The organism is Kitasatospora sp. NPDC043950, assembly GCF_056435345.1.
The window spans coordinates 1-10882 of record NZ_JBWKER010000108.1 but is presented as its reverse complement, the minus strand read 5'-3'; the positions used below and the strand labels follow the sequence as shown (position 1 = coordinate 10882).

At 74.7% G+C, this 10882-nt stretch carries 9 protein-coding genes; 4 read left to right on the top strand and 5 right to left on the bottom strand.

Annotated elements, in window-relative coordinates:
• Nucleotides 1-150: 150 nt before the first annotated feature.
• The 5 genes from AC07BF_RS37115 to AC07BF_RS37095 all read right to left on the bottom strand — a co-directional run bounded on the left by AC07BF_RS37115 (nucleotide 151) and on the right by AC07BF_RS37095 (nucleotide 7112).
• Nucleotides 151-1071 carry a JmjC domain-containing protein gene (locus tag AC07BF_RS37115; RefSeq protein ID WP_363585836.1) on the bottom strand — a complete coding sequence of 307 codons (921 nt, stop codon included), beginning with the start codon at nucleotides 1069-1071 and terminating at the stop codon, nucleotides 151-153.
• A gap of 481 nt (nucleotides 1072-1552) precedes the next feature.
• Nucleotides 1553-2938 (bottom strand): MFS transporter, encoded by a 1386-nt coding sequence (locus AC07BF_RS37110; protein WP_363585835.1) that lies wholly within the window; start codon nucleotides 2936-2938, stop codon nucleotides 1553-1555.
• A gap of 533 nt (nucleotides 2939-3471) precedes the next feature.
• Nucleotides 3472-4227 carry a heparin lyase I family protein gene (locus tag AC07BF_RS37105; protein WP_478319538.1) on the bottom strand — a complete coding sequence of 252 codons (756 nt, stop codon included), beginning with the start codon at nucleotides 4225-4227 and terminating at the stop codon, nucleotides 3472-3474.
• 252 nt (nucleotides 4228-4479) lie between these two features.
• Nucleotides 4480-5898 (bottom strand): uracil-xanthine permease family protein, encoded by a 1419-nt coding sequence (locus AC07BF_RS37100; RefSeq protein WP_363585833.1) that lies wholly within the window; start codon nucleotides 5896-5898, stop codon nucleotides 4480-4482.
• 260 nt (nucleotides 5899-6158) lie between these two features.
• Nucleotides 6159-7112 carry a helix-turn-helix domain-containing protein gene (locus AC07BF_RS37095; protein WP_400985947.1) on the bottom strand — a complete coding sequence of 318 codons (954 nt, stop codon included), beginning with the start codon at nucleotides 7110-7112 and terminating at the stop codon, nucleotides 6159-6161.
• Nucleotides 7113-7303: 191 nt separating this feature from the next.
• Here AC07BF_RS37095 and AC07BF_RS37090 point away from each other — a divergent pair, with 191 nt between their 5' ends.
• The 4 genes from AC07BF_RS37090 (at nucleotide 7304) to AC07BF_RS37075 (ending at nucleotide 10770) form a co-directional block, all read left to right on the top strand.
• A complete protein-coding gene (locus AC07BF_RS37090) occupies nucleotides 7304-8014 on the top strand; it encodes a G1 family glutamic endopeptidase (protein WP_400985949.1) in 711 nt (236 codons plus the stop codon).
• Between the two features lie 164 nt (nucleotides 8015-8178).
• Nucleotides 8179-8826 (top strand): TetR family transcriptional regulator, encoded by a 648-nt coding sequence (locus AC07BF_RS37085; protein ID WP_363585830.1) that lies wholly within the window; start codon nucleotides 8179-8181, stop codon nucleotides 8824-8826.
• A gap of 44 nt (nucleotides 8827-8870) precedes the next feature.
• The gene (locus tag AC07BF_RS37080; protein ID WP_363629396.1) at nucleotides 8871-9638 is read left to right on the top strand and encodes an SDR family NAD(P)-dependent oxidoreductase; all 768 of its coding nucleotides are present in this window, start codon (nucleotides 8871-8873) and stop codon (nucleotides 9636-9638) included.
• Nucleotides 9639-9729: 91 nt separating this feature from the next.
• Nucleotides 9730-10770: an NAD(P)-dependent alcohol dehydrogenase gene (locus AC07BF_RS37075; protein WP_478319539.1), complete on the top strand. Its 1041-nt coding sequence runs from the start codon at nucleotides 9730-9732 to the stop codon at nucleotides 10768-10770.
• The last annotated feature ends 112 nt before the right edge of the window (nucleotides 10771-10882 follow it).

The window sequence follows — 10882 nt, the reverse complement described above, 5'->3', positions numbered from 1 at the left end:
CCCTTACTTTTGTTGTTCTCCCCCCCCTCTTTCCCCGTCTCTCTCTCCCCCCCCCCCCCCCCCCCCCCCCCCCCCCCCCCCCCCCCCCCCCCCCCCCCCCCCCCCCCCCCCGCCCTCGTGCGTTCAGGCCCCGCCCGGTCTCGGCCCGGCTCAGCCGCCGGCGGCCAGCGGTCCGTGACCCGGCGCCGCCTGACCGTCGTCCGTCACCGGCGCGGGCAGCGGCCCCCGGGCCAGCCGCAGCAGCTCCTGCGGGGTCAGTTCGGCCAGCCGGGCGCGGCCCAGTCGCAGCACCTCCGCGGCCGTGTCCAGCAGTTCCGCCGGTTTCGCCGGGCGCTCCGGCAGCCCGGCCGCCCAGTCGCCGCCGGCCAGCCACTCGCCGACGGCGCCGCGCAGCTGCCCCGTGCCCGCCTCCCGGATCGTGAACGAGAGGTGCACCGACAGGCCCTGGTGGCCCGTCGCGGTGTGTGGTGCCCCGCGCGGCACGTACAGCACCTCGCCCGGCCCGAGCACCGAGTTGAGCGCCACCGCGCCGGGTTCGGGGGCCAGCCCCGGGCGCCAGCGCCCGTCGGCGGGGGCCTCGTGGACCGTCCACTCCTTCTTTCCCGCGAGCTGGACGACCAGCACGTCCGCGTCGTCCCGGTGCACGTCCAGCCCGCGCCGGCCGGCACCCGTCGCGAAGCAGAACGCCTCGGTCCGGCGGCCCAGTTCGACCGCGATGTCGGTGGCCAGCGCGCGCACCGGCGCGTGCCACTGGTCCAGCTGCGGCAGCAGCAGCGTGGCGCCGTCGGCCAGCAGGGCGGCGATCCGGTCAGGGTCGGCGAAGCCCTCCTCCCGGCGCCCGGCGACCACCCGGGTCGTGCAGAACTCCGCGGGCGGTACGACCGCACCCGCCCGGACCATCTCGACGTAGGGCACCCGCAGCAGTCCGCCGCGCAGCGCCTCGTCCAACTCGCCCGGCCGGGGCAGCCCCGCCGGCCAGCCCGCGGTGCGGAACACCTGCGGCCGGCGTTCTTCCAGCGCCTCGGCGAACGTCGCCGCGTCGCCCACCAATTCGGTCAGAACTCGTCCCATCGTCCATCCCTCCGTCCAGCGGCCCACCACCGGTCGACCGTCGCATAACCTACGGATGAACATCTGAGTCGGGTTCAGCGAGAATCCGCCGACCAGCCCGGGATCGGCCAGCTTCGCGCCACGGGGCGACCACCGCGATGTGCTGCGGCGGCCCGTCGCGGGCGGACGGGCCGAGGGGTGAAGCCGGCGAGCGGCGCCGGTGCCGGCTCCGGCCGGCGAGTCCCACCCCCGCAGGTCGGGCGGCCGGCGGCGGCGGGCGCGGCCCGTTCTTGCGACAGCCCGCCCGCCCTCCGGTGCGACAGGCGGCGACGCCGGGGCGCCGGCCGCCCCGCACCGCCCCGAGGGTGTCGGCGAGCCGTTCCGATCGCCTGTGACGAGCGTCACACCTCAGGTCCGGTCGGCCGGGCGGCGCTGCCCGGAAGGTCCCGGACAGCGCCGCCGGTGCGTCACGCGGTGGCCGTCAGTGCACCTCGGCGCACCCTCAGCGCGCCGTCTGCGGGACGCGCTGGCCCGGGACGGCCGGCCTGGCGGCCGTGCGGCCGGCGGCCGGGGCGGCGCCCAGGGCGGTGCCCCGGGTCTCCTCGGCCCACAGAACGCACACCAGCAGGCCGACCACGGTGGTGCCGGCCGCGATGAGCATGGTCGGACCGGTGCCCAGTCCGGACAGCGACAGCGGCAGCAGGTAGGTGCCGACGGCCGCGCCGATCCGGCTCACCGAGGTCGCCACACCCACCGCCGTCGCCCGGATCTCGGTGGGGAACAGCTCGTTGGGGTAGGTCCAGTCGAGGACGTTGGGCCCGCCGCACAGGAAGGCGTACGCGCACAGCGCCGTCAGGGCGACGGCCGCCGGGGCGGTGGGCCACACGCCCAGCAGGGCCAGCGGGACGGCCATCAGGGCGAACGACCAGATGATGACGGGGCGCCGGCCGCGGGTGTCGATCAGGCGCAGGGCCGGGTAGCAGCCGAGCAGGAAGACGAGGCTGATCAGCCCGGTGCCCAGGGTCTCCATCACGGTGCCGCCGGGCATGCCGAAGGAGGAGAGGATCTGCGGGCCGAAGGTGAGCATCGCGAACAGCGGGCCGACCTGGCAGAGGAAGAACAGGCCGCAGAACAGGGTGCGGCGCCGGTAGGGCGGGGTCATCAGCAGGCGCAGCCCGCCGGGGCGGCCGCGCTCGGCCGGGTCGGGCATCAGCTCGCGGCCGTCCACCCGTACGCCGAGGTGCTTCTCGACCACGCGCACCGCGTCGCCGACCCGCCCGTGGGCGGCCAGCCAGCGCGGGGACTCCGGCGTGCCGCGGCGGATCACCAGGAACACCACGCACAGCACCGTGGAACTCGCGAGCATCCACCGCCAACTGCCGGGCCCGGCCAGCTCCAGGAACGCGTAGCCCACCACGTAGGCGAGCACGGAGCCGGCGTACCAGGCGATGATCTGCTGACCGAGCAGCCGCCCGCGCTGTTTGGCGGGCAGCCACTCGGCGAGCAGGGAGGTGGCGATGGGGTAGTCGGCGGCCACGGCCATGCCGAGCACGAAGCGCAGCACGGCGATCGCCCACACCGTGTCGACCCAGAAGGAGAGCACCGAGCAGGCGACCATCACGAGCAGGTCGGCGGTGTACATCACCTCCCGGCCGATCCGGTCGGTCAGCACGCCGAAGAGCGCGCCGCCGACGAACATGCCCACCAGCGCGGCGGCGCCGATCAGGCTGACCTCCGCGGTGGACAGGCCGAGCTCGGGTCGCATCCCGATCAGGGCGACGCCGACGATGCTCAGGATGTAGCCGTCGAGCAGCGGCCCACCGGAGCAGGCGAGGGCCAGTCTCCGGTGGAAGGCGGTATACGGGGCGTTGTCGATGGTCTGGGACATGTGCTGGGGGTCCTCCGGAGCGTACGGCGGCGGATGGCCCGCTCACCGTGCGCCGGGTAGACGGCAGGGAAGGACGCCGTCCGGCGGACGGCGCCATCGCCCGCTCACACCGGGCGACCGTCCACGGTTGCCCGGGTGCGAGGGGGGCGCCACCGGGCCGAAGGTCGGCCGAAGTCGCGACCAAGGTCCCGAAGCGGACAGGACCTCGGACCGTGTCGCGACCCCGCCCGCCCAGTCCTGCCGGGCCCTGTCGCCGTCCGGGCGCCCGCCGGCCCGCCGGGCGTGACCCTTCTCACCCGGAGGCCCCCGAAGGCCCCGATCGTGTGACCGGGGTCACGTCGCACCGGTCGATGTCCGGGGGAATTCACCGGTCGGGCCGCTCGGGTGCTGCGAATTGATCGGCCGGCGGGGAGGGCGGGTCGGCCCGGCGGCGGGCCGGCCGTGACGAGCTCCGGCGCCGTGCCGGGAAAGGCCGGAGGCCCGGACCGCGAGCTGCGGTCCGGGCCTCCGGACAGGATCTGGGCCGGGCGTCGTTACGAGCCGGCCGTGGCCGCTTCCAGGGTGGTCGCCATGATCGGGCTGGTGAACGTGTTCGTCGCGTCGCCCGAGGAGGGGTGGTAGGAGCCCCACTTGAGGTAGTTGCGGTCGCCGTCCCAGGTGGTGCCCGTGAAGGTGCCCGAGCCGGTGGTGAAGGTCTGCTTCACGCCGTCGAACCAGAAGTCGATGGTGCCGTCGGTGCGGCCCAGGCGGATCTTCAGCGCGTACGAGTGCCACTGGCCGTTGGTGGTCGGCGCCGTCCACAGCGAGTGCGCGACGTGGTCGGTGTCCCACTCCTGGAGGCGGATGCGTCCGGTCGTCGCGTCGATCTCGATCGGGTGGTTCGCCGTGTCGGTGCTCGGCGAGCACTTGAGCTGGAAGACGTAGCGGCTGTTGGAGTCCTGGATGTCGACCTTGGACGACCAGCCGAGGTAGAAGGTGTCGCCCTCCTTCAGGTTGGGGCTGAGCGTCTCGCAGCGCTCCTCGCCCGCGGCCTGGAACGCCCGCCACACACTGCCCTTGGCGGGGTCCTTGACGACGTCGAAGTTCCCCGACGCGCACTGGACGGAGGCGAAGGAGGACGGGCCCTTGCTGGTGCTCGGGGTCCAGAGGACCTTGCCCGCCGCGGCGGCCCGGGTCGGGCCGGCGACGACGGCGGAGCTGCTCGCGGTGGCCGAGCCGCAGGAGATCGCGAGCGTGGCGAGGGCCACGGCGCCGACGGCGACCTTGCGGTGGTGCGACAGAAGGGACATGCCTCTCCCGGGGGGATGAGTGGCCGGAACGGACGCGCCCGGGCCGGCCGGCCCGGGTGCACGGAGCGATTCGACCACCTGACGGCCCGTCGGGCCAGGCGGAAGCACGGGCGGAAGTACCTTTCGGTCACTTCCGCCGGTCGGCTCCAGCCGTAGCCGTAGCCGTAGCCGTAGCCGTAGCCGTAGCCGTAGCCGTAGCCGTAGCCGTGGCCGTGGCCGAGGGCACCGCCACGGCCACGGCCACCGCCCCGCTTACGGGGTGCGCCGCTGCGCCCCGCCCGACTCGCCGTCCTCGCCGGACCCCTCGTCGTAGGAGGAGGTGCCCTCGTCCAGCAGCGGCTCCTGCGTCTTGAGGTGTGCGGGGGCCAGCGCCCGCAGCGTGTGGTAGCCGGTGATGACGACCAGGGTGCCCAGCGCGATGCCGCTGAGGCTGAAGGTGTCGGTGAACTTCAGGGTGACGTTGCCGATGCCGATGATGATGCCCGCGGCGGCCGGCACCAGGTTCAGCGGGTTGCGCAGGTCCACCTTGGACTTGATCCAGATCTGCGCGCCGAGCAGGCCGATCATGCCGTACAGGATGACGGTGATGCCGCCGAGCACCCCGCCGGGGATCGCGGCGACGACGGCGCCGAACTTCGGGCAGACGCCGAACAGCAGCGCGAAGCCGGCCGCGGCCCAGTAGGCGGCGGTGGAGTAGACCCGGGTGGCGGCCATGACGCCGATGTTCTCGGAGTAGGTGGTGTTCGGCGGGCCGCCGAGCGCGGTGGAGAGCATGGAGCCGACGCCGTCGGCGGAGATCGCGACGCCGAGCTTGTCGTCCAGGGTCTGGCCGGTCATCTCGCCCACGGCCTTGACGTGCCCGGCGTTCTCCGCGACGAGCGCGATCACCACGGGCAGGGCGACCAGGATCGCGGACCACTGGAAGGAGGGGCCGTGGAAGGCGGGCAGGCCGATCCAGTCCGCCTTGCCGACGCCCGACAGGTCCAGGCGCCAGTGGTCGGTGAGGTGGCCGCCGGCGTCCACCGAGTGGATCTTGCCGAAGACCTGGTCGAACAGCCAGGAGATCCCGTACCCGAAGAGCAGCCCGAGGAAGATCGCCACACGCGACCAGAAGCCGCGCAGGCACACCACGGCCAGACCGGTGAACAGCATCACCAGCAGCGCCGTCCACTGGTCCTGCGGCCAGTAGGTCGACGCGGTGACGGGGGCGAGGTTGAAGCCGATCAGCATGACGACCGCGCCGGTCACGATCGGCGGCATCGCCGCGTGGATGATCCGCGCCCCGAACCGCTGGACCGCGAGGCCCACCAGGAACAGCGCCGCGCCCACCACGAACACCGCACCGGTCACGGTCGCGCTGGTGCCGCCCTGCGCCCGGATCACCGCGGCCACGCCCACGAAGGACAGCGAGCAGCCGAGGTAGCTGGGCACCCGGCCGCGGGTGGCCAGCAGGAAGATGATCGTCGAGACGCCGGACATCATGATCGCGAGGTTGGGGTTGAGCCCCATCAGCACGGGCGCCACGAAGCTCGCGCCGAACATGGCCACCACGTGCTGGGCGCCGAGCCCTGCCGTGCGGGGCCAGGAGAGCCGTTCGTCGGGGCGGACGACCGCCCCCGGCGCGGGCGTACGCCCGTCACCGTGCAGCTTCCAGCGCACGCCGAGATCCATGGTGGGGGTTCGCTTTCTCTGTACTTCCGGTGAACTGTCCGCACCATTCTCCCGGTCACCGGGCCTCCCGCGCGCACCCGGCCCGGCCTTGACCTGCGCACTCGCGCGGAGCGGGGCGGGGCCCGCGTGTGCGGGAGCCGGCCCGGGCGTCGTCGGCGATGTCCTCGGTACCGCCCGCGGTACCGCCCTCGGCGGCGGCCTTCAGGCCGCTCGGCCAGGCCTCCGGCCCCGGCGGCCGGCCCGACGGTGGCGCAGCCGGCTCACAGCAGCTCGGCCCGGGCGGCCTGGATGCCCGCCTGGAACCGGGTCCGGGCCCCGAACCGGTCCATCAGCTCCCGCACCCAGCGCTGCACCGTCCGGGTGGACACCCCCAGCTGGCGGGCGATCGACTCGTCGGTGAGCCCCGCCGCGAGCAGCGGGAGCAGCCGGCGGTGCCGGTCCTCCGGGTTCTCCTCCGGCAGGGCGGGCAGCCGCATCGCCTGCGCCCAGTACAGCTCGAACAGCCCGGCCAGCGCGTCCAGCAGGGTGGAGGGCCGGATCAGCAGCACGCTCTGCAGCTCGGTGCCCGCGCTGACCGGCAGCAGCGCCCAGCGGTCGTCCAACAGCGCCAGCTTCAGCGGCAGTTCGGTGTGCACCCGGGCCTGCTCCCCGGCCGTGGTGAAGGAGTGGATCTCCGCCAGGCGCTCCGGATCGCGCAGCACCTGGCTGTGGTACACCACCCTGGTCGTCACCCCCCTTGCCAGCAGGGCCAGTTCGGTCTGCGGATCGCTGCGCCGGATGTACGGGGGCCGGTCCAGGACCCGCAACTGCCGGCGCACCCCCTGTTGCAGGGTGCGCCACAGCTCGGCGACCGACCTGCGCCCGCAGATCACCTCGGCCGGCCCGTCGGAGCCGCTGCCGTCCCGGCCCTGCCGGTAGGCGCGCATCAGCTCGCCCATCCGCCCCCGGGCGCGCCGCAGTTCGACCTCGCGCCGCAGCAGCAGCTCCTCCACCGCCACGTCCGGCGGCACCGCCGCCCAGGCCCCGGCCGCGCAGGCCTCCACGAGCCCCTGAGCGGCCAGCGAGACCAGCGCCGCGAGCACGATCGAGGCCTGGAGGTTCATCTGGGCGGCCAACCACTGCGGGTCGGCGGCCTGGACGCCGAGCAGCCGCAGGTAGAGCTGTTCCTCGACCGTGCCGAGGCCGAGTCCGGCGAGCATGCCCGTCCCCGACACTGCGCCCTCCTCGCCCTCCACCGCCAGTGGACGAGCCGACTGTGCGCCACTCGGTGCCCGAAATCAAGGGATTGATCGGTCGACATGTTCCCGCCATGTCGGGTTCCTGCCCACGCGGCTCCCTTCCCGGCCCGCCCGCGACGCCCGCAAGCTGGGCGGCACCCCCTCAACCCCCAGTGAAGGAGCCCCCCATGGCCCTTTCCCGCACCGGCCGGCTCGTGCTCGCCGCCCTGCTGGCCCTCCCGGCCGCCGCGGCCGTGACCCCCGCGACCGCCGCCCCCGCCACCCACACCGCCGCGCACGGCTACGGCGCCGCGCATCGCTTCGGCCACGGCGCCCGCTACGACGGCGGAGTCTGGGGCGGCTACGTCGCCCAGGGCAGCGGCTTCCAGAGCGTCTCCGGCTCCTGGACCATGCCCGCCGTGCAGTGCAACTCCGCCAACGACCTGTTCGCCCCGTGGGTCGGCATCGACGGCTACGGCTCGCAGACCGTCGAGCAGACCGGTGTCCAGGCCGACTGCTCCAGCGGCTCCCCGGTCTACTCGGCCTGGTACGAGATGTACCCGGCCCCGCCGCAGTACTTCAGCGACCCGGTGGACGCCGGTGACAGCTTCACCGCCTCGGTGGTCAACGACGGCGGCTCCGGCTACACCCTGCAGATCACCGACACCACCAAGGGCTGGAGCGAGAGCACCCGCCAGCAGCTCGACGGCCAGAACGTCAGCGCCGAGGCCGTGATCGAGTCCCCGAGCCAGAGCTACCCCTCCTTCAGCCGCCTGGACTTCTCCGGCGTCACGGTCAACGGCCAGGTCTTCGACGGCTACTCCCCGCAGGCCATCAACAGTGGCCCCTACACCGAGACCCCGCTCAGCAACGGCTCCTTCGCGATAGTCCCCGCCTGACCCGGCCGCCTGACCCGGCCGCCTGAACCGTCGGTCTGACCCGTTCCACTCGACCCGCCTCCGAGCCCGCCCCGGCCCCCGCCTTCCCGCGGGGCCCGGGGCGGGTTCGCGTCCCGTCGGGACTCATGTCCCAATGAGACATTTCCGGGTGTACGGTGGCTCCCGTGACCACCGAGAAGGCCGAGCACAGCACCGAGGGGCGGCGTGACCGCAAGGCGCGCCGCACCCGCGAGTCACTGGCCGCCGCCGCCCTCCAGCTGGTGCTGGACCGCGGCCTGGCCGCCGTCTCCGTCGAGGACGTCACCGACCGGGCCGACGTCTCCCGCCGCACCTTCAGCCGATACTTCGCCTCCCGCGAGGACGCCGTGTTGGACTGCCTGCGCGCCGACTTCGGCCGGATCAACGCGACGCTGGCGGCCCGCCCCGCCGCCGAGGCCCCGGTGGCCGCCTACCGCGCGGCGCTGCGGGTCTGGCTGGGCGACGAGCGGGACCCGGCCTGGCACCGGCGCCCCGGCGTGCGGGAGCTGTTCGGCCTGATCGCCGCCGAGCCCTCGCTGACCGCCGCCTACCGGCGGATCTGCGTCGACGAGGAGGAGGCCTCCATCCGGATCGCCGCCGCCCGCCTCGGCCTGGACGCGGAGTACGACCTGCGCCCGGCCGTCGCCGTCGGCCTCGGCGTGGCGGCCCTCCAGGCCGCCTCCCGCGCCTGGGTCCGCCACCCCGTCGGCGCCGACGAACCGGATCTGCCCGACCTCGTGGAACGGGCCTTCGACCTGCTCGCCGCCGAACCGCCCCCCGACGGCCCGGCCTGAACCACCGCGCCCCCCCGGCGCACCCGCACGAAAGGACGTACGCCATGACCGGCACCGACCACCCCCAGGAGTTCACCGGCAAGGCCGCACTGGTCACCGGTGGTGCCTCCGGCATCGGCCTCGCCGTGGCCCGCCGCCTGGCGGCCGGCGGCGCGGCCGTCGCCGTCGCCGACTTCGACCTGGAGGGCGCCCGCAAGGCCGCCGCCGAACTGGAGGCCGCCGGCGCCCGGGCCCTGGCGATCGGGACGGACGTCACCGACCCGGAGTCGGTGCGGGCCGCCGTCCAGGCCACCGTGGACGGTCTCGGCGCCCTGCACCTGGCCGTCAACAACGCCGGCATCAGCGGCGCGAAGGCCCCCACCGGCGCGTACGAGCCCGAGCAGTGGCGCCGGGTCCTGGCCACCAACCTCGACGGCGTCTTCTACTCGCTGCGCTACGAGATCCCCGCCATCCTGGCGGCCGGCGGCGGCGCCGTCGTCAACATGGCCTCGATCCTGGGCACCAACGGCTTCGCCGGTTCGCCCGCCTACGCCGCCGCCAAGCACGGTGTGGTGGGCCTGACCAAGACCGCCGCCCTGGAGTACGCCGCGCAGGGCGTGCGGATCAACGCCGTCGGCCCGGGCTTCATCGACACCCCGCTGCTGAGCGCGGCCGACGAGGAGGCCCGTCAGGCACTGGTCGCCCTGCACCCGGCCGGCCGGCTCGGTCGCGCCGAGGAGGTCGCCGAACTGACCGCCTTCCTGCTCTCCGACCGGGCCTCCTTCATCCACGGCAGCTACCACCTGGTCGACGGCGCCTACGCGGCCCGCTGACCGGCCCGCCACCGGCCCGTCCGGGAGCCGGGGCAGCGCAACCGGGGGGACAGGCAAGTCCGGGGGGACCGAGAGAGGGAGTCCGAAACCCATGAAGGCAGTCCAGTACCGCAGCGTCGGCGCCGCCCCCGAGGTGGTCACCGTCCCCGATCCGGAGCCCGGCCCCGGCCAGGTCCTGCTCAAGGTCACCGCGGCGGGGGTGTGCCACTCCGACATCGCCATGATGAGCATGCCCGCCGAGCGCCTCTCCTTCCCCCTGCCGCTCACCCTCGGGCACGAGGGCGTCGGCACCGTGGCCGCGCTCGGCGCGGGCGTGACCGGCCTGGCCGAGGGCGAACCGGTCGCCGTCTACGGGCCGTGGGGCTGCGGCAACTGCGCCAAGTGCGCGGAGGGCAAGGAGAACTACTGCCTGCGCGCCGCCGAACTGGGCATCCGCCCGCCCGGCCTGGGCGCCCCCGGGGCGATGGCCGAGTACATGGTGGTGGACAGCCCCCGGCACCTGGTGCCGCTCGGCGGCCTCGACCCGGTCCGGGCCGTGCCGCTCACGGACGCCGGCCTGACCCCGTACCACGCCATCAAGCGCTCGCTCGGCAAGCTGACGCCCGGCAGCACCGCCGTGGTGATCGGCACCGGCGGCCTGGGGCACGTCGCGATCCAGCTGCTGCGCGCGATGACCGCGGCCCGGGTGATCGCCCTGGACGTGACGGAGGAGAAGCTCGCGCTGGCCCGCGGCGTCGGCGCGCACGAGACGGTCCGCTCCGACGCCTCCGCGCCCGCCCGGGTGCGCGAACTCACCGGCGGCATCGGCGCCCAGGTGGTGCTGGACTTCGTCGGCGCCCCGCCCACGGCGGCCGCGGCCGGAGCGATGGCGGCGGTGGAGGGCGACGTGACGATCGTCGGCCTCGGCGGCGGCACCCTGGCCGTCGGCTTCGGCGCCCTGCCGTACGAGGTCTCGGTGTCCTCCCCGTACTGGGGCACCCGCGGTGAGCTGATCGAGGTCCTCGACCTCGCCCGGGCCGGCGCGGTGGACGTGCACGTCGAGACCTACGGGATCGACGAGGCGCCGCTCGCCTACGAGCGCCTGCACAGCGGCCGGATCAACGGGCGCGCCGTCATCCTCCCCAACGGCTGACGGCTGACGGCTGGGGTCCCGGGGGGGGGGGGGGGGGGGGGGGGGGGGGGGGGGGGGGGGGGGGGGGGGGGGGGGGGGGGGGGGGGGGGGGGGGGGGGGGGGGGGGGGGGGG

Excerpts from the sequence above, each read along its gene's own strand:
- AC07BF_RS37115 (WP_363585836.1), bottom strand. The coding sequence starts at position 1,071 with ATGGGACGAGTTCTGACCGAATTGGTGGGCGACGCGGCGACGTTCGCC.
- AC07BF_RS37110 (WP_363585835.1), bottom strand. The coding sequence starts at position 2,938 with ATGTCCCAGACCATCGACAACGCCCCGTATACCGCCTTCCACCGGAGA.
- AC07BF_RS37105 (WP_478319538.1), bottom strand. The coding sequence starts at position 4,227 with ATGTCCCTTCTGTCGCACCACCGCAAGGTCGCCGTCGGCGCCGTGGCC.
- AC07BF_RS37100 (WP_363585833.1), bottom strand. The coding sequence starts at position 5,898 with ATGGATCTCGGCGTGCGCTGGAAGCTGCACGGTGACGGGCGTACGCCC.
- AC07BF_RS37090 (WP_400985949.1), top strand. The coding sequence starts at position 7,304 with ATGGCCCTTTCCCGCACCGGCCGGCTCGTGCTCGCCGCCCTGCTGGCC.
- AC07BF_RS37080 (WP_363629396.1), top strand. The coding sequence starts at position 8,871 with ATGACCGGCACCGACCACCCCCAGGAGTTCACCGGCAAGGCCGCACTG.
- AC07BF_RS37075 (WP_478319539.1), top strand. The coding sequence starts at position 9,730 with ATGAAGGCAGTCCAGTACCGCAGCGTCGGCGCCGCCCCCGAGGTGGTC.